Annotated in this window: 21 protein-coding genes and 1 tRNA gene; 16 read left to right on the top strand and 6 right to left on the bottom strand. The window is 32.7% G+C overall.

The window, feature by feature from the left end:
• Positions 1 to 66: 66 nt before the first annotated feature.
• Positions 67 to 143, bottom strand: a tRNA-Ile gene (locus BKH44_RS06405).
• Complete coding sequence (locus tag BKH44_RS06400; RefSeq protein WP_095271489.1) at positions 105 to 1,253, bottom strand: FtsW/RodA/SpoVE family cell cycle protein; 1,149 nt, start codon at positions 1,251 to 1,253, stop codon at positions 105 to 107. The genes BKH44_RS06405 and BKH44_RS06400 overlap by 39 nt, the downstream gene beginning before the upstream one ends.
• Positions 1,254 to 1,310: 57 nt before the next feature.
• On the opposite strand from BKH44_RS06400, the gene BKH44_RS06395 reads away from it, so the two are divergent.
• From BKH44_RS06395 to BKH44_RS06350, 10 genes are all read left to right on the top strand, one after another.
• Positions 1,311 to 2,288: an RluA family pseudouridine synthase gene (locus BKH44_RS06395; RefSeq protein ID WP_095271403.1), complete on the top strand. Its 978-nt coding sequence runs from the start codon at positions 1,311 to 1,313 to the stop codon at positions 2,286 to 2,288.
• Positions 2,239 to 3,492 (top strand): fibronectin type III domain-containing protein, encoded by a 1,254-nt coding sequence (locus BKH44_RS06390; RefSeq protein ID WP_095271401.1) that lies wholly within the window; start codon positions 2,239 to 2,241, stop codon positions 3,490 to 3,492. Before BKH44_RS06395 ends, BKH44_RS06390 begins: the two co-directional genes overlap by 50 nt.
• Before the next feature lie 3 nt (positions 3,493 to 3,495).
• The gene (trmB, locus tag BKH44_RS06385; protein ID WP_095271398.1) at positions 3,496 to 4,653 is read left to right on the top strand and encodes a tRNA (guanosine(46)-N7)-methyltransferase TrmB; all 1,158 of its coding nucleotides are present in this window, start codon (positions 3,496 to 3,498) and stop codon (positions 4,651 to 4,653) included.
• Positions 4,650 to 5,321, top strand: a complete 672-nt coding sequence (locus tag BKH44_RS06380; protein WP_095271395.1) for an ABC transporter ATP-binding protein — start codon at positions 4,650 to 4,652, stop codon at positions 5,319 to 5,321. Before trmB ends, BKH44_RS06380 begins: the two co-directional genes overlap by 4 nt.
• Positions 5,308 to 6,117, top strand: a complete 810-nt coding sequence (locus BKH44_RS06375) for a cell division protein FtsX (protein WP_095271392.1) — start codon at positions 5,308 to 5,310, stop codon at positions 6,115 to 6,117. Before BKH44_RS06380 ends, BKH44_RS06375 begins: the two co-directional genes overlap by 14 nt.
• Positions 6,118 to 7,383, top strand: a complete 1,266-nt coding sequence (locus tag BKH44_RS06370) for a peptidoglycan DD-metalloendopeptidase family protein (protein WP_257842613.1) — start codon at positions 6,118 to 6,120, stop codon at positions 7,381 to 7,383. It begins immediately after the preceding gene.
• 85 nt (positions 7,384 to 7,468) lie between these two features.
• On the top strand, positions 7,469 to 7,849 hold the full coding sequence (locus BKH44_RS06365) for a FlaG family protein (protein WP_095271389.1): 381 nt from the start codon (positions 7,469 to 7,471) through the stop codon (positions 7,847 to 7,849).
• Between the two features lie 19 nt (positions 7,850 to 7,868).
• Positions 7,869 to 9,908 (top strand): flagellar filament capping protein FliD, encoded by a 2,040-nt coding sequence (fliD, locus tag BKH44_RS06360; RefSeq protein ID WP_095271387.1) that lies wholly within the window; start codon positions 7,869 to 7,871, stop codon positions 9,906 to 9,908.
• Between the two features lie 9 nt (positions 9,909 to 9,917).
• Positions 9,918 to 10,304: a flagellar export chaperone FliS gene (fliS, locus tag BKH44_RS06355; protein WP_095271384.1), complete on the top strand. Its 387-nt coding sequence runs from the start codon at positions 9,918 to 9,920 to the stop codon at positions 10,302 to 10,304.
• Entirely contained in the window at positions 10,288 to 10,509 is a 222-nt protein-coding gene (locus tag BKH44_RS06350; RefSeq protein ID WP_095271381.1) for a hypothetical protein, read from the top strand. Before fliS ends, BKH44_RS06350 begins: the two co-directional genes overlap by 17 nt.
• A gap of 5 nt (positions 10,510 to 10,514) precedes the next feature.
• Here BKH44_RS06350 and BKH44_RS06345 read toward each other — a convergent pair whose 3' ends face one another.
• The 3 genes from BKH44_RS06345 to BKH44_RS06335 all read right to left on the bottom strand — a co-directional run bounded on the left by BKH44_RS06345 (position 10,515) and on the right by BKH44_RS06335 (position 13,655).
• Complete coding sequence (locus tag BKH44_RS06345) at positions 10,515 to 11,189, bottom strand: YggS family pyridoxal phosphate-dependent enzyme (protein WP_095271379.1); 675 nt, start codon at positions 11,187 to 11,189, stop codon at positions 10,515 to 10,517.
• Positions 11,190 to 11,199: 10 nt separating this feature from the next.
• A complete protein-coding gene (locus tag BKH44_RS06340; RefSeq protein WP_095271377.1) occupies positions 11,200 to 13,035 on the bottom strand; it encodes a menaquinone biosynthesis decarboxylase in 1,836 nt (611 codons plus the stop codon).
• 131 nt (positions 13,036 to 13,166) lie between these two features.
• A complete protein-coding gene (locus tag BKH44_RS06335; protein WP_095271375.1) occupies positions 13,167 to 13,655 on the bottom strand; it encodes a hypothetical protein in 489 nt (162 codons plus the stop codon).
• A gap of 200 nt (positions 13,656 to 13,855) precedes the next feature.
• Here BKH44_RS06335 and BKH44_RS06330 point away from each other — a divergent pair, with 200 nt between their 5' ends.
• The 6 genes from BKH44_RS06330 (at position 13,856) to BKH44_RS06305 (ending at position 20,612) form a co-directional block, all read left to right on the top strand.
• Complete coding sequence (locus BKH44_RS06330) at positions 13,856 to 15,940, top strand: RNA degradosome polyphosphate kinase (RefSeq protein ID WP_095271372.1); 2,085 nt, start codon at positions 13,856 to 13,858, stop codon at positions 15,938 to 15,940.
• Positions 15,937 to 16,461: a gamma carbonic anhydrase family protein gene (locus tag BKH44_RS06325; protein ID WP_180674132.1), complete on the top strand. Its 525-nt coding sequence runs from the start codon at positions 15,937 to 15,939 to the stop codon at positions 16,459 to 16,461. Before BKH44_RS06330 ends, BKH44_RS06325 begins: the two co-directional genes overlap by 4 nt.
• 93 nt (positions 16,462 to 16,554) lie before the next feature.
• On the top strand, positions 16,555 to 17,613 hold the full coding sequence (locus BKH44_RS06320) for a quinone-dependent dihydroorotate dehydrogenase (RefSeq protein ID WP_095271369.1): 1,059 nt from the start codon (positions 16,555 to 16,557) through the stop codon (positions 17,611 to 17,613).
• A gap of 38 nt (positions 17,614 to 17,651) precedes the next feature.
• Complete coding sequence (locus BKH44_RS06315) at positions 17,652 to 18,923, top strand: pitrilysin family protein (protein WP_257842612.1); 1,272 nt, start codon at positions 17,652 to 17,654, stop codon at positions 18,921 to 18,923.
• A 10-nt stretch (positions 18,924 to 18,933) separates the two neighbouring features.
• Positions 18,934 to 19,815 carry a 4-hydroxy-tetrahydrodipicolinate synthase gene (dapA, locus tag BKH44_RS06310; protein ID WP_095271366.1) on the top strand — a complete coding sequence of 294 codons (882 nt, stop codon included), beginning with the start codon at positions 18,934 to 18,936 and terminating at the stop codon, positions 19,813 to 19,815.
• 26 nt (positions 19,816 to 19,841) lie between these two features.
• Positions 19,842 to 20,612: an enoyl-ACP reductase gene (locus tag BKH44_RS06305; protein WP_180674135.1), complete on the top strand. Its 771-nt coding sequence runs from the start codon at positions 19,842 to 19,844 to the stop codon at positions 20,610 to 20,612.
• A gap of 69 nt (positions 20,613 to 20,681) precedes the next feature.
• On the opposite strand, the gene BKH44_RS06300 is transcribed toward BKH44_RS06305, so the two are convergent.
• Positions 20,682 to 21,515 carry a flagellar hook-basal body protein gene (locus BKH44_RS06300; protein ID WP_095271360.1) on the bottom strand — a complete coding sequence of 278 codons (834 nt, stop codon included), beginning with the start codon at positions 21,513 to 21,515 and terminating at the stop codon, positions 20,682 to 20,684.
• Between the last annotated feature and the right edge of the window lie 543 nt (positions 21,516 to 22,058).

Here is a 22,058-nt window from a genome sequence, read left to right as displayed (position 1 = left end):
CATAATGTAAATGATAACTATCGTTATCTGTATGGATTTTATCCTAATATAGATTTTTGTAGGTAGTGGTGGACCCTGCAGGACTCGAACCTGCGGCCGATCGGTTATGAGCCGAGCGCTCTAACCAGCTGAGCTAAGGGTCCCTTTTTGCTGATATTTTTAAAAGGGTTGGAATTATACTCAAAATTGAATCTAAAGGCAAGTAGGTTTTCAAGTATGGCTAAAAGAATGATGAATGTGATGAAACTACTCCCTCCATAACTGAACATTGGCAAGGGGATTCCAACAACAGGTGCCAGTCCCATTGTCATCGCAATATTTACGCTTGTATAAACAAAGATTAAGATAGCTGTCCCACTTGCACATACACGCAAACGATAATCCTTTTTATTGACAAAACAAAACGATAGGATATGTAAAATCATTCCAATATACAGACCCAATAAGATTATCCCACCAAAAAATCCAAATCTCTCAATATAGTAGGCGAATATAAAATCACTCGTTGCAATCGGTAGGAATTTGAATTGTGTTTGCGTGGAGTTTTCTTTTGATTTGCCCAAAAGACCACCCGAGCCAATAGTGATGACTGATTGCCTAACGTGATAGCTTGGGCTTTCTGAAATGAAGTCATGGATTCTTTTACGTTGATAATCATGCAGAGATCCATATATCAATGGTGAGGCGATTAAAACCACAATTAGGATGGAGAGCCATATTTTATAATTGACCCCTACCAAAAATAAAACCCCAAAACCCATGATTAAAATAACGATAGCAGTGCCTAAATCAGGTTGCTTTAGGATAAGCAAAAAAGGAAGGATAATATAAAAACTAATTTTGAAGAAATCTTTCCAGAGGTATCCACTTCTTGGCGGTGGATTGTAATAGATGATATTAGCAAGCATTAAAATGATAGCTATTTTGATAGGTTCACTAGGTTGTAGTGAAACTCCTATTCCGGGTATAACGATCCAACGTTGTGCTCCTAATTTGGTGATGCCATAAAAATCGACTAATAAAAGCAATACAATACACAACCAATAAAAAACTACGATGATCTTATTCATGCTCCTGAATGGGAGTAAAAAAATAATCCAAAAAAGTGCAAATCCTCCAGCAATGTAAAAAGCCTGCTTGATGCTCATTGCTTCATTAGCTTCATTGATGAGGAAAAATGACATACTGATGATGGGTAAGATAATCAGTAGGAGTAAGAAGTCAAAATGTGTTAAAATCCGCCTATCAATCATTTTATTTAACTTTTGAATAATTTTAAACGATTTTAGCAAAAATGGGTGGATAAGGCAATGGATCAAATATTTGAAATCAAAGATTTTCATAAACGTTTGGATGAATTTTTGTCTGTAAAACTCAAAATTTCTAAAAATCAAGCACTGCATTTGATCAAAAACTCTTTAGTTTTTCTTAATGGTTTGGTTTGTAAAAAAGGTGGTCAAAAGCTTAAAATAGGTGATAAAATCATCGTTTTAAAGCCTAATGCTATTGATTATGAAAAACCACTGGTTGATATTGATGTAGCTATAATTTATGAAGATGAAGATATCTTAATACTGAATAAACCACCTGGAATTGTCATACATCCTGCACCGAGTGTGAAAGATTTTACTTTAGTTGATTGGCTTTCTTCAAAGGGATTTTTACTTTCAAACTTGAGTGGCGAGGAACGTTATGGTATTGTCCATAGGCTTGATAAAGATACCAGTGGAGCACTCTTAATTGCTAAAAATAATAATGCACATATGAAGCTTTCAGAGCAGCTTAAAAATAGAGATATGGGGAGGTATTATCTTGCAGTGATTGAAGGGAATATCAAAGAAAAAATTGTTTTTGAATGTCAAATAGGTAGGAATCCAAAAAATCGTCTCAAAATGGCAAATATTGATACTTTTAGGCGAAAAAATATTCCTTCAAGGTATTCTAAGAGTGATTTTTTACCATTATTAGATAGCAAGGATAGTTCTATGAGCCTTGTAGCAGCAAAATTATACACAGGCAGGACACATCAAATTCGCGTACATTTAGAAGCACTTGGTAAACATATTATTGGTGATAAAGTTTATGGCAAGAAGGATATTTTGAATACACGAATGCTTTTACATGCTTATTTGATTTACTTTATCCATCCTACTACGGGTAAAAAAATGTTCTTTAAAGTTCCTGTTTTTGATGATATGCTAGAATTTTTGGCACAGAATTTTGATGGAGCGAATTTAAATGAAGTTACAAAAGAAGATTTTATATTATATTATTTTAATACTATTTAGTTTACTTGCTGGTTGTGCATCTATGCAGAATAATGTTTTAACTCTTTTTGGCAGTCAAGATAAGATAGACCCCAGTTTACCTATGATAAAAAATATAAAAACGATTAATGATGTTAAATCTGTTGGCTTTGAATGGGATATGATAGATAATCCCTCTTCAATACAAGGATTTGTCCTTTATAGGGTTGAAAAAAATGGAAATATAAAAAAAATTGCTACGATTAAAAATCCTTTAGCCACACATTATTATGATGATGCTCTGATGCCACAAACACCTTATGCTTATGAAATGTCTTCATTGGGAAAAAATGGTTTTGTTTCACCACATTCTCCTGCTATCCGTATAAAAACCTCTTTTATAGATGCTGTAGAAAGTGTATTTGCAAGTAATGATTATGCTAAACAAATCAAGATTATCTGGAGTCCTCATCCTAACCCTAGTATTTCAAAATATATTATACAAAGACAGGATGAAAGAGGAAAATTTTTAAATATTGGTGTGGTTAAAAATAGACTTTATGTAGAATATTTTGATAAAGATTTACAAGATGGTAAAGAGTATAGATATCGAGTCATCGCAGAAAGTTTTGAAGGAGCAAAATCTTTACCTAGTGTGGTAGCTATTGGAAAAACAAAAGCCAAACCTATTTCTATTACTGGGGTCAAAGCAAGTAATGATTTGCCTCAAAAGATAAAAATTGATTGGGATAAGTCTCCTCAAAAAGATATTGTCAATTATAGGGTTTATGCAGCCCCTTCTTTGAAAGATAATTTTAAAATGATAGCAGAAACCAAAAGTACAACTTATACTGATAATCTTCAATCAAATGGGGCAGAAAGATTTTATAAAATCGTTGCATTAGACTCTGCTGGGATTGAGGGTGAGATGCCTTTGGGTGCTGTGAAAGGAGCTACTTTATCTCCTCCTCCTATACCTGTAATCACAAAAGGTGTAATACAGAATGGTCAAGCTATCATTGAATGGGATAAAATAAGCAGTCCTAGAGTTAAAAGTTATGCTGTGTATCGTTTTGAAGGTAGTTTTTCTTCCAAGCCACTGCGTTTTTCAGATATCACAAAAAATGAATTTATTGACAAAGATATGGTTGCTGGCAAAAAATATCGTTATCAGGTTGTGAGTGTGGATGTAAATGGGTTAGAGTCTGCTCCAAGCAAGGCTGTCGAGCTTCTTATTAATAGGTAGTTTATGCCCCATTTTTTAGCCAAAGATTTGTTTTTGCAAACTCCATTTTCAGAAGATGGTTATGAGTTTTTATATCAGGCTAGGAGCTTAAGGAAACCAAATGAATCTTTAATATGTATTTCTTATGGCAAACATATATTTTTTTTGCGGGAAGTGGAACGAAAAAAAGATATTTTAATCAAAGCTGAAAAAAATACCAAGCCAAACCCTACAGGTATACTCAAAGGCGCTTTGAGGGTCTTAGCAAAAAGAGCTTGTGTGATTTCTCATAACCTAAATGAAGATTCTTCAAAACAGACCAATCAAAGTGATTTTTTACTCAAACCAAGTCAAATAATGAGTATGGAACTGAATGATTTTTGTATTGAAATTGGATTTGGATCAGGCAGACATTTGCTAAAAATGGCACAAGAAAATCCAGATCAAAAATATATTGGTGTTGAAATCCATACCCCTTCTATTGAACAAATTTTAAGACAAGTACAATTACTTGATTTGAAAAATATTTTTGTTGTGTGTATGGATGCTAGGATTTTGCTTGAAATATTACCTTCAAATCGATGCCAAGCTATTTATATACATTTCCCCATTCCTTGGAATAAAAAACCTCATCGCAGGGTTATTGTCCCAGCATTGATGAATGAGGCTATGAGGGTGCTGAAAAAGGATTCTATGTTGCATTTTAGGACCGATGATGAGGTTTATTTTAAAGATGTTTTTGAATCAATCTTGAGTGAAAAAAATGTTAGAATAGAAGTGGCAAAAAATCTATCAAATACTATTGTGAGCAAATATGAAGCAAGATGGCAAAGGCAACAAAAAAATATATTTGATTTAAAGGTTTTTTGTCTCAAAGAGGACAAAGAACAAAAAATAGAGTATGATTTTAATTTTGATTTTTTTGATATAAAAGAATCAATATGTGAATCCCAAAAAATCGTTAGACAAGATTATTTTTTACATATTTGTGATGTTTTTAAAACTCAAGATAAAGTCATTTTATCAGTTAGTTTTGGAAATTTTAATCAGCCTGTGAATAAAATGGTTATTTTTGATAAAAAAAATCAAGAAGCTTTCTATTTTGGAGAGAAACCTTTAGCAACTTGTGCAAATGTAATGGCTCATCAAGAGTTATTAAAATTATTGGCGGAGGATAAATGAATTTTATTATTCGAGCAAAGGATTTATATTTAGGCTATAAAAAAAACGAACCAATTATTAAAAATGCGAATTTTGAGATTGAACAAAAAGATTTTGTTTTTATTTCAGGAGCTAGTGGGAGTGGAAAAAGTACTCTTTTAAAATCTTTGTATGGTGGGTTGCAAATATTTGATGGTAGTTTGGAAGTGTGTCATGTCAATATGGCTTTTGCGAATAAAAGTATTGTGAACGAACTACGTAGGAATATTGGGATTGTATTTCAAGATTATAAATTGATTGAAGAATGGAGTGTTGAGAAGAATATCCGTTTACCAATGCTTATCAGTGGCTATAAAAAAGAAGTTTGTGATGCACAGATTGAAAAATTACTCTCTCATGTTGATTTGCTTTATAAAGCAAATCGTTATCCTTTGGAGCTAAGTGGAGGGGAGCAGCAAAGGGTTGCTATGGCTAGGGCTATCGCACATCGACCTTTATTGATATTGGCTGATGAACCTACTGGAAATCTTGATGATTATTCAAGCGATATGATTTGGAGCTTATTAAAAAGTGCCAATGAACAACTTGATGTTACCGTTGTTGTTGTCACCCATAGGATACCAGATCGTTTGAATATTGCATATAGAAAACTTAATATCAAAGATGGAGAAGTATATGAATACTCTTAAGAGACATTTTTCATTGATTATCCCGTTATTTGCATTGCTTTTTAGTCTTGAGAGTATTGTTTTGGTCAATCGTGCTATATCCATAAAAGAAAATAAATTATCACAAAGTTATTCTATCTTATTGGCAACTCAAGAAAAGATAAATTTTGATCTGATTGTGAAAAATGTTAAAGAAGCTAAGAATTTGACATTGATCAATCCAGATTTTTTGCTTGAACGTTTGAAACAAAATATGACAGAGGCTAATATTTCCAATATCAAAAAAGATTTGCCTTATTTTTATTCGCTCAAGCTTTCTGTTTTTCCTGATCAAAAACAACTCAAATTGATTACAAAAACTCTCTTAAAAATTCCATCTGTCTTGAAAGTAGAATCTTTTAGTAAAACACACAATCAAGTCTATCGATTGTTATTTTTAATCAAATTCAATATTTGGATTTTTGCTTCTTTGATTACAATTTTATCTGTTTTATTGATAATCAGACAGATTCAGATTTGGCGTTTTGAGCACAGTAAAAGGATGGAAATTATGAGCTTTTTGGGAGCTCCAATATGGATAAAAAATGGAAACCTATTTCAATTAGCTATTATAGATTCAATCATCACAAGTTTTATCATTACTTTAGGGACTTTTTATTTGTCGTTGCAAAGTAGTTTTAAGGAGATGATTGAAGCCCTTGAGATACAAGAGAGTATTTTTAGATTTGGTAATGATTTTTTAATGCTTTTATTGATTTCTATTATTATTTCGGTATTTTCTGTGTTTGTTGTGATTGTTTCTCAAAGGAGAGCATGAGTGTTTTTTATTAATAAATTTTTTTTATTTTTATTTTTATCAATTTTTTTATTTGCTGTGAATATAGATGAAATCAATAAAAATATCAATACCAATCAATCCAAATTACAAAAAAAGAATCAAGAAAAGGTTCAAATTAGTAATCTTTTGAACACACTAGGTGCTAAAATCAATCAAAAACACCAGCAAATAAAAGATTTTGACAAGCAAATCCAAAATGTTCAAAAAAGTATCAATAAAAATCAATCAGAAAATTTCACTCAAGAAAAAACCCTCAATGAACATAAAAAGACTTTGAATGAATTAGAAAAAAAGAAAAATCGTATTCAAGATGATATTGCCAATATTATCATTAAGGATATGGCTTTTATCATGGTTTTAAATCATCAAAGCCCCATTTCTCCTGATGATATCATATTGCAGGAGATTTTTAGGAGTTTGAATAAGGATTCTAAAAATAAGATTGAAAAACTCACTCAAGAAGAGTTAAATACCAACATTCAAATCTCTCAAATTAATAACAGTATTAGTAAAATCTCTTCATTCATCAACACTCAAAAAGATAAAAAGCAAAAGCTTCAAACAATGATTTCTCAACAAAAAAAGATGATGGCAAATTTAGAATCTGAATTAAAAGCTTATGACAAAAAACTAAAGACGATTGATGATGAAAGGAAAAGTCTTGATAGTATATTGAGTAATTTGAATATTTTGAAAAAAAACAAAGAAAAAGAATTGTTGGCGAAAAAAGCAGCTGAAGAAGAAAGAAAAAAAGCAGCTGTAAAATCCAACCCTGATATTTTGAGTGATTTACAAGCACCTTTGGATGTCAAACAGGTAGCTAGCTCTTATCGTAGTATTTCTACAACCAATTATAAAGGACCTAAAACTATTTCGCCATTGGCTGCCTATAGTGTAGAACAAAAATTTGGACCTTACTTTGATCCTGTTTATAAACTCAAAGTATTCAATGAGTCAGTTACCCTGGTATCAAAAGTTCCAAATGCAGTTGTTAGGAATATTCTTGAAGGTAAGGTTGTTTATGCAAAAGAAGTGCCAATTTTGAAAAAAGTCGTTATCATTGAACATAAAAATGAAATCCATACTATCTATTCTCAACTTGATAAAATTGCCCCTACTATTAAACCAGGAATAAAAATACCAAAAGGCTATGTAATAGGCAGAATTCAAAGCAAGCTTGGTTTTGAAGTGACGCAAAAAGATAAGCACATCAATCCTTTGGAAATGATATCTAAAAACAAATAAGGTAAATAAAAAACTTTTTTTATTTGTCGATATTAGTTATGTAATATTATAAATAAAGGCATTTTTAAATAATAAGGAGAAAATAATGATAGAAAAGTTGCAACCTTCATCATTACACAATGAGTTAATCAGTCTGGCTAGTAATGCAGGAAAACCTATTAAGTTAGATCAAGCAAAAATATCAAATATCACACAAGATCAAGAAATAGAAGCATATCATGAAGGGAAACAAAAAGATGATCTAAAACAGGAATTGATATTGCTTAGTGGTGAATTGAATAAAGAAATGAAGAGGATCAATACAGATATAAATTTTAATTATAATGATGATATTAGGGGCTTAGTTGTGACAGTAAGAGAGGTTGATGGTGATAAAATCGTCCGTGAAATTCCTTCAAAAGAAGCTATTGAACTGATGAAAAAAATGCATGATATTGTTGGACTTATTTTTGATAAAAAAGGCTGATATTCTTTAAGGAGTCATTGTGGCAATGGGTAAACTAAGCTCCCTTGGTATAGGGAGCAATGTTTTGAATTATGATGTGATTGATAAGCTCAAAAAAGCTGATGAAAAGTCCATGGTTGATCCTATTGATAAAAAAATGGAAAAAAATGTTGAAAAACAAAAAGAGCTTGTAGAAATAAAAACCCTTATAAGTAGCCTAAAATCTCCTGTCAAAACACTTTCTGATTATTCTCCTTATATTGCTAGGACAAGTAGTGTTAGTGGCGATGCCATCAAAGCTAGTGTCGGTGCTGGTGTTCCCATACAAGATATTAAGATTGATGTTGAGAGTATAGCACAAGGTGATATTAATGAAGTTGGGACTAAATTTTCTTCAAGGGATGATGCCTTTAGTGATCAAGATGTCAAACTAAAATTTTTTACCAATGGCAGGAATTATGTTGTTGATATTAAAGCTGGTATGAGTCTTGGTGATGTTGCCCAAGCAATTACAGATACTACAAAAGGTGAAGTTACAGGTATTGTAATGAAAACTGGTGGTGCAAAACCTTATCAATTAATGATCAATTCTAAAAATACAGGTGAAAATAGTCGAATATATTTTGGTTCTATTTTGATATCTAATCCAATAAGTGAAACACCCATTGAACTCAAAGATGGTGATTTTAGTTTAACTTTTAAAGACAAAGAGGGCAATGATCAAACCATCAATATTGATTTTAGCACAAAAGAGAAGATATCAGTTCAAGACAAAGCCCAAGCATTAAAAGAAGCGATTAAAGAAGCCATTAAAAACAATCCAGATTTGAAAGATTTGCTTGATACTGATATTAATGTAGGACTTTCAGATGGAGGGAAGTCTTTGGTTATCAATGATAGGAGAGGATATGAAGTCTCTTTGGGGGGCAAGAAGCTTGCAGAATTAGGTTTTGAAAAAACCCAATCGCAAAAAGACCCCTTATTAGAATCTAATCTTCCTGTGAAGTCAGGACAATTAGAAGGGATTATAAATATTGGTTCAGTGCCTTTAGATCTTTCTAAGATGACGAATAAAAAGAATACTGCAGAACAAAATGCTAAAATCATTGCTGAAGCGATTGAAAATATTGCAGGTATGCATGCAAAAACTGATGGCAATGGAAAATTGATTTTGAATTCAGAAGTAGGGGAAGTCAAAATCACTGCTAAAGATAGTGCTGGGAAAAATGCCCTCAAAGATATTGGTTTAAAAGAAGGCTTGATAAAAGATTATTCAAAGTTAGAAAGTGAAATTTTTAAATTTAAAAATCTTCAAAGTGCTTCTGATGCTAGATTTACTTATAATGGAGTGTCTATTACTCGTCCAACCAATGAGATCAATGATGTCATTAATGGTGTATCTTTGACTCTTCAAGGTGTGACCGAACCGGGCAAACCAGCTATTATAAGTATTGGCAGAGATAATCAAGTTATTATTGATAACATTAAAGAATTTGTAAAAGCTTATAATGAGCTGGTTCCCAAGCTTGATGAAACGACTCGTTATGATGTTGATACAAAAGTCGCAGGTATTTTTAATGGTGTGGGTGATATACGTACAATTCGTCCCACTATTAATAATATTTTTTCTTATACGATGAGTGTAGATGGCGATTTAGAAAGTTTGATGAAATATGGTTTGAGCCTTGATGATAAAAGTCAAATGAGTTTAGATGAGTCTAAGCTTGCTGCTGCCTTGAATGCTGACCCAAAGAAGGTTCAAGATTTTTTTTATGGGAGTGATAAGAAAAACTTTGAAGGAAGAGAAATCCATCAAGATGGTATTTTTGTAAAATTTAATAAAGTTTTGTCTGATTTGGTCGATGGTAATAATGCAAAGTTGAAAATATATGAAGATTCCTTAGACAAAGATGTTAAAAATCTCAAAAAAGATAAGGAAAGTGCTATGGATCTTTTGAAAACCCGTTATGACATAATGGCTGAAAGGTTTGCTGCTTATGATGGTCAAATTGCAAAGGCGAATAATCAGTTTAATGCTGTTCAAATGATGATTGATCAATCTGTTGCTAAGAAAAAATAAGGAAAATCAATGCGAAGTGCTAATGCTGCTTATAATCTATACCAGCAAAATTCAGTTTCTGTAGAATCCCCAGCAAAGCTTATTGAAATGCTTTATGAAGGAATATTGAGATTTGCTTCTCAAGCTCGACGTCATATTGAGCTTCAAGATATTGAAAAAAAGATTTATTATATCAATCGAGTTACTGATATTTTTACTGAATTGCTTAATATCCTTGATTATGATAAGGGTGGTGAAGTTGCTGTTTATTTGACAGGTCTTTATACACACCAAATCAAATTACTCACTCAAGCAAATGTAGAGAATAATTGTGAAAAAATTGATACAGTAATCAATGTTGTTAAAGGCTTACTTGAAGCTTGGAGGGAAATTTATCAGAATGAATTGGGTAGATAATCTTAAAATTGCTATTTTAGAAAAAAATATACAAAAAGCCTATGAACTCGTGCTTGATTTACCTACAGATTCATTCAAAGATATTGAAGAGATGTTAATTGCCCAAGAACTAATCTCTCAAGCAATTGAAATGCTTGAAAATGATCAAGAAATACTAAAAAAACAAATGCTCCAAATCAAAATGGCAAAAAAATTCCTTGAATAAAAGTTTTACCGTTCAAATAATGCAGAGCCAATACGTACCATATTTGCACCGTAGCAGATAGCGATTTCAAAATCTGAACTCATGCCCATCGATAGAGTTTTAGCCCCATAGTTAGAAAGTTTATCAAAAATATCTTTTGTGATTTGAAAGGATTGTTCAATTTTCTTTATTTCTTCAGTATGTGCACCAATACTCATCAATCCTTCAAGCTTGATATGTGGACATTCATTTAGGATTTTTAGATAAGTTTGGAAAGCTTCTTGAGGTTTTACACCGCTTTTTGTTATCTCTTCTGAAGAATTGATTTGTAAAAGGGCTTTCAAATTATAATTATCCCTTGCACAACGTTTTTCAATCGCTTGAGCTAATTTTAGTGAATCTAAAGAATGCAATAAGGCTGGTTTTAAGGCAAGAAGAGCATTGATCTTATTTTCTTGTACAGAGCCTATCATATGCCATTGTAAGGGTAATTCTTTTAGAGTATCTGCTTTGGTTTTGAAGTCTTGAATTTTATTTTCCCCAAATGCTCTTTGTCCACAATCATATAAGGTTTGTATATCATTGGTATTGACATATTTTGATACAGCAATCAGATGGACAATTTGATGCCTTGAGAAAGCAATCCTTGCCTTTTCGATCTTTGAGATGATATTATCAAGATTTTTTCTAAAAGGATTCATTTTACTGCCTTTAAGTATGAGGGGATTGACAAATTTGAAATCGTTTCATAAAACCTTCAGAAATCCCTTCCAAAAGTCCTTTTTCTCTAAGATTTTGAATGATATTTTCAGAACAATCTGTTTCTAGCGGCCATTCTCTCAAATAGTTATCTGATTTATTTTTATCTGTAGCATCAATAAAAATTGTATTTTGGTGTATCAATATATCTCGTTTGGCATCTATATTGTTTGTTATTCTCCATATCAACATATAGGGATTGTTTAAGTCATTTTTATGTGCATCAACGCAGATGACAATGGCTAAAGAATTTTGAAGTTTTTTGAGATTATTGCAAGCTTTTATGATGCTTTGATTGGTTTTCTTCACGCCAATGATGCAGATAGGATTTTGAGTATGGACAAAGTATTGTTTTAAAATAATAGCTTCAGATAAATATTTTTGGATAAGTATCAATAATTCTTCATCACTATAGAGTTCAAAATTTCTTTTTGGAGATGCTTTTGTGGCATCAATTCCAAATTTACCCCCCAAAGCATAATCAGGAGATGAATGATCAAGAGCATCACAGATGCCTTCTGTTATGAGTAAATTATTTGTGGAGAAATGATTTAAAATATGTTCGGTGATGGCTTGTGTGTCAGTGAGTTTTGGGGCAGATTCATCGACAAAAATAACATGTTTGACAAAGCTCATCTGACCAGTTCCCCAAAAATTGTGCATTATTTGTTGGCTGTGTCCAGGGTATCTTGGTGCGATTTTTGCCAGAATAAGATTGTGAAATACACCATTTTCAGGCATATAATAATCAATCAATCCATGTGCACTAGTTTGTAGCAATGGCAAAAATACCCTTTCTGTCAAATATCCCATATATTTATCTTCTAATGGTGGTTTTCCTACGACTGTAGCTAAGTAAATTGGAGATTTTTTGTGCGTGATAGCACTCACTTCCAACACAGGGTAAGGTTCAATGGGAGTATAAAATCCGGTATGATCACCAAAAGGACCTTCAAGCATCATTTTTTCAGGATCTACCCACCCTTCAATCACAATATCACAATCATAAGGCACAGATAAAGGATTTGTGATACATTTTGAAACTTTTGGATTTTTGCCTTTGATGAAGCCATAAAGCATTAATTCATACATTCCATATGGCAAAGGTGCTTGACCACACCAAGTATACAGAGGATTGCCACCAATTCCTATACTGACAGGCATTTTAATGCCTGCTTTTTTGTATTCGTGAAAAAAATGATTAGAATCTTTATGGATTTGCCAGTGTAGCCCTAAATGTTTTTCATCATATACTTGCAAGCGATACATCCCTAAATTTTTTTTCTTTCCATCCAAGCTTTGAGTGTATACTTGCCCCATTGTGATAAATGCCCCACCATCTTTTTCCCAAGTCGTTAGAATGGGTAGGTCAAAAAGGTTGATAGTATCTTTTATGACGATATTTTGTGAAGGCGGCACAGAGCGTACAAGTTTGGGTAATACATACCGCAGGAATAAAAAATCTTTGATCTGTGAAAGCAGTGATTTTATACCTTTTGGTGGTGTAAAATTGATTAGTTTTTTGAGGTGATTGGGGATATTTTCAATAGGGGATCCGATGATAAGCTCAAGTCGTCTATAGGAGCCAAAAACATTCATCAAGACAGGTATGTCAAATGTTTTATTATTTTTTTTGTCTATTGGATGAGTGAAAAGCAAGGCTTTCCCACCATCTTTTTTTTTGACCTCAATATAGGCTAAATGAGGGATTTCTAGGTAAACATCTAAAGGGGTATCAATGATTTTTAATTCATCGTTTTTTTTGAGTATAGTGATAAATTCTTGCATTTTTTTTCCTCTAAGTTTATCATCCAATACCAAAAGACTTATGGTTTGAAATGCTAGTTTTAAAGGATAATCTTTAAAACTAGTTAGAAATATTTTAAGAGGATTGTAGCAAAAATGATAGAAAAATTTTCTTAGAAGATTAAACCTATTGTTGCACCTATACGATTCATTTCATAACGACCACCGCCAATTATTTTTGGTTTTTGATAGCTACCATCTAGACCGACTGTAATGTGGATCAAAGGGATTTGAATCTTGATGCCATAATTAAATGCAGCTGTATCAGATAACCCTACGCCATCAAAAGTTGAATAGCTAGCTCCAATATAAGGAGTGATAGGAAGGATGGGGATATCAAAGCCAATGAGTCCACCTGCTTGTATATTTTTGTAGGAATAATCATTGTTGTGTTTTGCGATGACATCATATTTGAATTGTGGAGCAAAGACAATACGAGATACGCCAAGCCATATCCTTGCATAACCACCATATGTAAAATTATTTTTTCCGTTTTGATAGCTTAAATTCGCACCAATTTCTGGACTAACTTGATAGTTGCCTATACCAATCCCAAATAAACTTGTCGTGGCAATAAGCAGGGCTAAACCTATTTTTTTCATATTTTCTCCTTAAATTACTGAAAAGTTAAATACACAACAAAGTATATCGGATTTTTTGAGATTATTTTTTGTGAGGTATTTAAGTATATAGATGTTTTACATTGAGTTCAAATTTATTTATTTTAAATGTTAGAGAGTTTTCATTCCAAGTTTTTAGATAGAATTTATTGAGAAAAAATGAATAAATTTAAGGAAAATTAATGGAATTTAATGACCCAAAGATGTTTTTCAATCGCGAACTTTCTTGGCTTAAGTTTAACACAAGGGTTCTAAACGAAGCAAAAAATGTTATATTACCTTTGCTTGAAAGGCTAAAATTTTTGGCTATCTATGGTACAAATCTTGATGAATTTTATATGATTCGAGTGGCTGGTTTGAAACGTTTATATACCAATAGGATATCTGAAGTAGCAGCAGATAAACTCACTCCTTTAGAACAACTTGGATACATTAGAGATTATTTACATAAAGAACAGGCTGTGATTGAAGATGTTTTTAATGAAATCAGGTTAGGTCTTGTGAATGCTAATTTGATTATCAAAAGTTTCAGTCAATTGAATAAAATCCAAAAGATAGAGATAGAAAAATATTTTAAAAGTTATTTATACCCCATTATCGTTCCTATAGTGGTGGATTCTACTCATCCTTTCCCACACCTCAATAACTTAAGTTTTGGCATTGCAGTGAAATTAAAGAGTCAAGAAGATGGAGAGATAAAATATGGAATGATACGTATTCCAAGGGTCTTGGGACGATTCATTGAAGTTGGCAAAAATATTTTCGTGATCATTGAGACGATCGTAGGAGAATTTGCAGGTGATTTATTTGAAGGGTATGAATTGATGAGTTATATCCCTTTTAGGGTAACTAGAAATGCAGATATTGAGATTGAAGAAGATGAAGCAGATGATTTTATTGCATTGATGAGTGAAGGACTCAAAGCTAGGAATAGAGGTGAAATTGTTAGGCTTCAGATTGGCAGTGGGGATGAAAGTTTACTTGAGTTTGTTAGAAAACAGATCAATGTCTCAAAAGAGGATATTTATACAAGCAATATTCCTTTGAATTTGAGTGGATTTTGGGAGCTTGTAGAAAGGAAGGATTTTGCTCATTTATCTATCCCTCCTTTTAATCCTAAGATCTTGCCTCCATTAGACAATACTCCTTCTATTTTTGATACGATTGACAAGCAAGATGTTGTGTTATTTCATCCTTATGAGAGTTTTGATTCTGTTGTGAGGTTTATCCAAAGTGCAGCCAAAGACCCTGATGTGCTTTCTATCCGTATGACACTTTATAGAGTGGGCAAAAATTCTCCTATTGTCAAAGCCCTCACAGAAGCTGCAGAGAACAAACAAGTTACAGTGCTTGTAGAACTCAAGGCAAGGTTTGATGAAGAAAATAACTTGCATTGGGCAAAGGAACTTGAATCTGCAGGAGCTCATGTTATTTATGGTGTTCCTGGATTGAAAGTGCATGCAAAAGCTGCATTAATAATCCGTAAGATTGGCAATAAGCTTAAAGAATATGTTCATTTAAGCACAGGAAATTATAATGGTATTTCAGCAAAAATTTATACTGATGTGAGTTTGTTTACATCTCACAAAGGGATCGCTAATGATGTTGTTAAGCTTTTCCATTCTCTTTCTATTGGCACTTCATACAAAACAGAATTAGATGTTTTGTATGTCGCACCTATTCAAATCAAGCCAAAAATAATTTCTTTGATTGAAAATGAAATCAGATATGGCACTGAAGGCAGGATTATTTTAAAAGCCAATGCTTTGGTTGATGCAGATATTATTTGCTGCCTTTACAAAGCTTCCAATGCAGGGGTTAAAATAGATTTGATAATACGAGGAGTATGTTGTCTTCGTCCTAATGTAAAAGGTTTTAGTGAGAATATTAGGGTATTCTCTATCATAGGGAAATATCTTGAGCATTCTAGGATTTATTATTTTGCCCATTCAGACAAACAGATTTATTTCTCAAGTGCGGATTTAATGCCTAGAAATCTTGAAAGAAGGGTTGAATTACTTATTCCTTCGACTTGTGAATCGGTTACAAAACGATTATTTGAGGTATTAGAAATTCAACTCAGTGATAATGTTCAAATCCACGAACTCAAAGAAAATGGAGATTATTATAAAATAACTACCAAGCAAAATCCTGTGAGTTCACAGCTTTTATTTGAAATGTATGTGAATGAGATTTATAATAATGGCAAAATAGAACAAGAATATTCAAAAAAACTTTTAAAAAAAGTAAAAGGAGACTTGCTATGAGAGGGAATATTATTTCATTTAAGGGTGCTAAACCTGATATAAAATCCAGTGCAATGATTTTTGATAATACTTCTATTATAGGCAATGTAGAGATAGCACAAGAATGTAGTATTTGGTATGGATGTGTATTGAGAGGCGATGTGAGTTTTATAAAAATTGGTGCTAGAAGCAATGTGCAGGATTTGAGTGTGATTCATGTTGGTTATCCTGATCAAAAGGATAATGGTGCAGTCTATATTGGTGAGGATGTGACAATAGGGCATCAGTGTATCATCCATGCTTGCAGGATAGAAGATCTCTGTCTTGTAGGGATGGGTAGTATTGTTATGGATGGAGTGCATATTGGAAAAATGAGTATTGTCGGGGCAGGGAGTCTTATTACTAAAGATAAGGTTTTCCCTCCAAAAAGTCTCATAATGGGTAATCCAGCTAGATTGATACGTGAGCTTAATGATAATGAAATCAATGCTATTAAGCATTCTGCTGCTGAATATGTTCAGTTAGCAAAAAGCTATTTTTGATTTAATTTTCTTCTCATCAAGTAAAATTGTAATTATTTATTCTTAAATGTTTTTTGAGTAGAATATAAAGAACATATAACAATAAGGTTTTAGATGTCTGTTTATAAAAAAATTCGTCCTTTTTTGTTTAAAATAGATGCTGAAAATGCACATTATGCTGCTGAAAAATTTCTTATAATGGCTTCAAAATCGATCTTATTTCAAGAATTTTTAGCAAGGAGTTTTTGTTTTGAAAATGAAGTTTTGAAAAACCAGATCTGTGGTTTGGATTTTTATAACCCAATAGGTTTGGCAGCTGGATTTGATAAAAATGCTACAATGATTAGAGGGCTAAGTGCTTTGGGTTTTGGATTTATTGAAGTTGGTACATTAACCAAGCAGCCACAAAATGGTAATCCAAAGCCAAGATTGTTCCGTCATCTCAAAGAAGAAAGCTTGCAAAATGCAATGGGATTTAATAATGAAGGTTCCATAAAAGTTGCCTCAAGGCTAAGCCAGATTTATCCTTATGCGTTGCCTATAGGGATAAATTTGGGTAAGAATAAATCTATCCCTGTTGTAGATGCTTTGAAAAATTATGAAGAAGTTTTGAAGGATTTTTTAGAAGTTGGCGATTATTATGTTTTCAACTTATCTTCACCTAATACCCCAAATTTAAGAGATTTGCAAAATAGTATTTTTGTCAAAGAGCTTTTTTTGATGGCAAGAGAGCATACTCAAAAACCAATATTTTTAAAAATATCTCCAGATATGGAGATTGATGTTATGCTTGAAGTGTGTATGCAGTCTATAGAAAATGGTGCGAGTGGGATCATTGCTACAAACACAACCACTGATTATTCTTTGCTGTCTTTGCCTAATCAGATTGGAGGTATTAGTGGAGCTGTGTTAAAATCAAAAAGCTCAGAAATATTCACTCAGCTTGCTAAGGCATTTTTTGGGAAAACAATTTTGATTTCTGTTGGTGGTATTGATAGTGGTGAGGAAGCATACAAGAGGATTAAAATGGGAGCTTCTTTAGTGCAGATTTGGACAAGCTTGGTTTTTCAAGGTCCTATTTTGTGTAAGGATATCAATCAAAGCATTGTAGAATTATTACAAAAAGATGGATTTTTGAGTATCAAAGATGCTATAGGAGCAGATTTATCGTGATAAGATTAGTTTATATTTTTTTAGTTTTAGGAGCAATGATGGGTTTAGGAGCAAAGGCACAATCATTTTTGCCAAAATTTGAGCAAATTGAGTTAAAAAATGGACTTCAGGTAGTCGTGGTGCCTATGAAAAATGGCAGTGGTGTGATTGAAACAAGTGTTTTTTATAAAGTGGGTTCAAGGAATGAGGTCATGGGTAAAAGTGGTATTGCACATATGCTTGAACACATGAATTTCAAATCCACTAAAAATCTAAAATCAGGCGATTTTATGGATATTGTAAAAAAATTTGGTGGTGATACCAATGCATCGACTGGATTTGATTACACTCATTACTATATTAAGTCATCAAGTGAAAATTTGGGCAAATCTTTAGAATTATTTGCTGAACTCATGGAAAATCTCTCACTCAAAGAAAATGAATTTTTACCAGAACGTAATGTGGTTGCTGAAGAGAGACGTTGGAGAACGGACAATTCACCAACAGGTTATTTATATTTTCGTTTTTTCAATACTGCTTTTGTATACCATCCTTATCATTGGACACCTATAGGGTTTATGGAAGATATTCAAAATTGGAAGATTGATGATATCGTGAAATTCCACTCTACCTATTATCAACCAAAAAATGCTCTTGTACTGGTAGCAGGGGATATTGATCCAAAAATTGTATTCAAAGATGTTGAAAAATATTTTGGTGGGATAAAAAATAAGATTGATGTTATCCCTGAAGTTTATATGCAAGAGCCACCTCAAGATGGTGCAAGAGAGACAATAATCCATAAAGATACCGAGCTAGAATGGTTAGCTTTAGGTTATAAGATACCTAATTTTATTAGTAAAGATCAGGTTGCTTTAAGTGCCATAGCTGACTTATTGAGTATGGGTAGAAGTAGTATACTTCAAAGTGAGCTTGTGGACAAGAAAAGATTAGCCTCTCAAGTCTATGCTTATAATATGGAACTTAAAGATAATGGAGTTTTTTTATTTATCGCTGGAGCTAATCAAGGAGTAGAAGCACAAAAGATCAAAGAAGCTATCCTTGATCTAATAAATGATATCAAAAAAGGCAAAATCACTCAAGAACAACTTGATAAGATAAAAGTAAACAATAAAGCTAGTTTTATTTATGGATTAGAAGATTCATCAAGTGTTGCTGATTTGTTTGGGGGTTATTTTGCTAGAGGGGATATAAAGCCTCTATTAACATACCAAGATGATTATCAAGCTTTGAGTATCAAAGATATTGTAACAGTGGCGAATAAATATTTTATTCCTTCTGCTTCCACGAGCGTTATTTTGAAAAAATAAGAGGTATATGATGTTAAGCGGAGCAATGAGTGCTTTGATCACTCCTTTTAAAAACTCTTTGATTGATGAGGAAGCTTATTCTTATTTGATAAAAAGACAAATAAAGTATGGAATGGATGCTTGTGTTCCTGTAGGCACGACGGGAGAATCAGCCACCTTAACGCACAAAGAACATATGCGATGTATTGAGATAGCTGTTGAGGTCTGCAAGGGTAGTGGCGTAAAAGTCCTTGCAGGTGCAGGGAGTAATTCAACAGCTGAAGCTATAGAGTTAGCCCGGTTTGCCCAAAAAAGTGGGGCTGATGGGATTTTATGCGTCAGTCCTTATTATAATAAACCTTCTCAAGAGGGTTTGTATGAGCATTATAAAGCAGTAGCTAATTCTGTTGAAATCCCCTTGATGCTTTATAATGTTCCGGGTCGCACGGGTGTGAATATTGAAGTAGAGACAGTTATTAGGCTTTTTAGAGATATAAAAAATATCTTTGCTATCAAAGAAGCTTCTGGATCAATGGAGAGGATTGTTGAGCTAGATTGGAATGTGAATGAAATGGCTATTTTTAGTGGTGAAGATGCGATAAATTATCCTATTTTGGCAAATGGTGGTAGGGGTGTGATTTCAGTGACTGGAAATTTATTGCCCAATAAGATTTCAGAATTAACAAAATCTGCCTTAAATGGAAATTTAGCCCTTTCTAAAAGAATTAATAATGAACTTTATGATATAAATAGGGTTTTGTTTTGTCAAAGCAATCCAATTCCTATCAAAGCTGCAATGTATTTGGCTGGATTGATAAAAAATTTGGAGTATAGACTTCCTTTAGTTATGCCAAGTAAGGAAAATATAGACTTAATAGAAAAAATCTTACAAAACTATGAGGTATTACAATGACGATTATGCAAGGCACAACAGATTATATGAAGGGTAAAACTTTAGTGATAAGTGGAGCTACAAGAGGTATTGGAAAAGCTATACTTTATAAATTTGCTCAAAATGGCGTTAATGTTGCTTTCACTTATAATAAAAATGAAGAAGAAGCCCAAAAGATTGCCAAAGATGTAGAAGAAAAATATAACATTCAAGCCAAATATTATCCTTTAAATGTCCTTGAACCTGAACAATACATAGAGCTTTTTAAAAAAATTGATATTGATTTTAATCGTGTGGATTTTTTTATTTCTAATGCTATTATTTATGGCAAATCTGTTGCTGGAGGATTTGCACCTTTTATGAGGCTTAAACCCAGGGGATTGAATAATATTTATACAGCTACTGTGCTTGCATTTGTTGTTGGTGCTCAAGAAGCTGCTAAAAGGATGAAGCAAGTTGGTGGAGGGGCTATTGTTTCTTTGAGTTCTACAGGTAATCTTGTCTATATGCCTAATTACTCTGGACATGGCAATGCTAAAAATGCTGTTGAAACTATGGTAAAATACGCAGCCATCGAGCTTGGAGATGATAATATACGAGTCAATGCTGTGAGCGGGGGTCCTATAGATACAGATGCTTTAAAAGCATTCCCTGATTATGAAGAAATCAAAGCAGCCGTAGAAAAACAATCTCCTTTAAACCGTATGGGTACTCCAGAAGATTTAGCTGGTGCAGCATTTTTCTTATGTGACAATACACAAAGTGCTTGGCTCACAGGACAGACTATTGTCATTGATGGTGGCACTACATTCAAATAACGCACTCTACTTTTTTATCTATCAAAAATACTTATATTTAAGGTCTTAATTTACTGTTCTAAAGCAAGTCTAAGCCCTTACAGCTAGTTTGCTAATCGCTTCAGTATTGAGGTCATCCATATGTGTTTTCAATACCCTAGAATACATATCAACTAGTCTGTTAGTTTCTATGAGATTGGTCATTTCAGTCACTGCATTCACATTGCTTTTTTCGACAAAATATTGATTGAGTGCATTGGATGTAAATAGGTTTTCCCTTTCATCTAGTTTATCTTGAGGGTATTCATATAGATTTTTCCCAACTTTTTTGAGGTATTTTGGGTTAGCAAAGCTCACGATAGCTATTGATCCTGCAGCTAATGGTTCTGCTATACCTTCATTGGCTATATCCCTGAAATAAAGGTTACCATTTTTATCTGCTTCTATATCCATACCTTGTGCGATGATGATACCACCCTCATTATCAAGACCTACTCTACTCAAAACATGATAGCCTTCTTTGGTGCTAAGCATACCATCTGTGCCTATTGTAAAGCTACCATCTCGTGTATACTTCACACCACCAGGGGTTTGGATGGCAAAATAAGCATTTTGTGTTTGCAGTGCGAAATCCAAAGGATTATCAGTTTTACTTATAGCTCCGATACTTTTATCAGTATATTCTTCAGAGATGATAGGGACTCTATCTAGATTTCTGTTGATATATTTTGCAGCATCTCTAGTTTGGTTCTTGATAGGGAGAGTTTCTTGATGTGTTTGATAGAGTCGCAAAAAATCCCCAATAACTACATCATCTCGTTTGAATGCAGTTGTATTGAGATTGGCAAGATTATTCGAAATAACATCAAGACGATTGAATTGCGTGACCATTCCACCAGTAGCGGAGTAATAACCAGATTGCATTTGAAACCTTTGATTGAAAGTTGCTATTTAGCAAAAAGCAAGTTCTGTTCCTAAGTGTTTATAAACTAAATTTCAACAATCACCATCTATCAATTTTTTACAATATTCCTTTTGCTTGATAGATTTGTAATTTTATATTTTTTTGATATAAAAAAGATAATAAATATTTTATTAAGTAAATAATATATACTAATATTCATAGATTATTGATGAAATTCGCCCAAATCTCTTCTAACATATTTTCAAATTTTATTAATAACTCTTTAAGTTTTATTTAAATGAAAATATGTTTAAATGGAGCGTCTAAAAATAAAATTAGTGCAGTTTTATGTATATAAAAACATAAATCAAAAAATCAAGGATCTCAAAATGAAAAACAACAATGATAAAATAAATAATACCCAAAATATCTATGGGGGGGGGGGGGTCAAATATGACTCCCTTCAATGCTCCTTCAAAAAATAATCTTCAACCTTTAAAATCTAAAAAACATTTTATCCCTATCATTTCTCTTGTATTATCTGCTTTTTTAACTTCCTTCAC

This window comes from Helicobacter sp. 13S00477-4, assembly GCF_002272785.1.
GTDB lineage: Bacteria > Campylobacterota > Campylobacteria > Campylobacterales > Helicobacteraceae > Helicobacter_J.
This window is presented reverse-complemented; position numbering and strand designations above follow the sequence as displayed.

Excerpts from the sequence above, each read along its gene's own strand:
- BKH44_RS06380 (WP_095271395.1), top strand. The coding sequence starts at position 4,650 with ATGAATTTTATTATTCGAGCAAAGGATTTATATTTAGGCTATAAAAAA.
- dapA (WP_095271366.1), top strand. The coding sequence starts at position 18,934 with ATGTTAAGCGGAGCAATGAGTGCTTTGATCACTCCTTTTAAAAACTCT.
- BKH44_RS06300 (WP_095271360.1), bottom strand. The coding sequence starts at position 21,515 with ATGCAATCTGGTTATTACTCCGCTACTGGTGGAATGGTCACGCAATTC.
- trmB (WP_095271398.1), top strand. The coding sequence starts at position 3,496 with ATGCCCCATTTTTTAGCCAAAGATTTGTTTTTGCAAACTCCATTTTCA.
- BKH44_RS06340 (WP_095271377.1), bottom strand. The coding sequence starts at position 13,035 with ATGCAAGAATTTATCACTATACTCAAAAAAAACGATGAATTAAAAATC.
- BKH44_RS06330 (WP_095271372.1), top strand. The coding sequence starts at position 13,856 with ATGGAATTTAATGACCCAAAGATGTTTTTCAATCGCGAACTTTCTTGG.
- BKH44_RS06335 (WP_095271375.1), bottom strand. The coding sequence starts at position 13,655 with ATGAAAAAAATAGGTTTAGCCCTGCTTATTGCCACGACAAGTTTATTT.
- BKH44_RS06365 (WP_095271389.1), top strand. The coding sequence starts at position 7,469 with ATGATAGAAAAGTTGCAACCTTCATCATTACACAATGAGTTAATCAGT.
- BKH44_RS06325 (WP_180674132.1), top strand. The coding sequence starts at position 15,937 with ATGAGAGGGAATATTATTTCATTTAAGGGTGCTAAACCTGATATAAAA.
- fliS (WP_095271384.1), top strand. The coding sequence starts at position 9,918 with ATGCGAAGTGCTAATGCTGCTTATAATCTATACCAGCAAAATTCAGTT.
- BKH44_RS06305 (WP_180674135.1), top strand. The coding sequence starts at position 19,842 with ATGAAGGGTAAAACTTTAGTGATAAGTGGAGCTACAAGAGGTATTGGA.
- BKH44_RS06390 (WP_095271401.1), top strand. The coding sequence starts at position 2,239 with ATGAAGTTACAAAAGAAGATTTTATATTATATTATTTTAATACTATTT.
- BKH44_RS06350 (WP_095271381.1), top strand. The coding sequence starts at position 10,288 with ATGAATTGGGTAGATAATCTTAAAATTGCTATTTTAGAAAAAAATATA.
- BKH44_RS06395 (WP_095271403.1), top strand. The coding sequence starts at position 1,311 with ATGGATCAAATATTTGAAATCAAAGATTTTCATAAACGTTTGGATGAA.
- BKH44_RS06345 (WP_095271379.1), bottom strand. The coding sequence starts at position 11,189 with ATGAATCCTTTTAGAAAAAATCTTGATAATATCATCTCAAAGATCGAA.
- BKH44_RS06400 (WP_095271489.1), bottom strand. The coding sequence starts at position 1,253 with ATGATTGATAGGCGGATTTTAACACATTTTGACTTCTTACTCCTACTG.
- BKH44_RS06320 (WP_095271369.1), top strand. The coding sequence starts at position 16,555 with ATGTCTGTTTATAAAAAAATTCGTCCTTTTTTGTTTAAAATAGATGCT.
- BKH44_RS06375 (WP_095271392.1), top strand. The coding sequence starts at position 5,308 with ATGAATACTCTTAAGAGACATTTTTCATTGATTATCCCGTTATTTGCA.
- BKH44_RS06315 (WP_257842612.1), top strand. The coding sequence starts at position 17,652 with ATGGGTTTAGGAGCAAAGGCACAATCATTTTTGCCAAAATTTGAGCAA.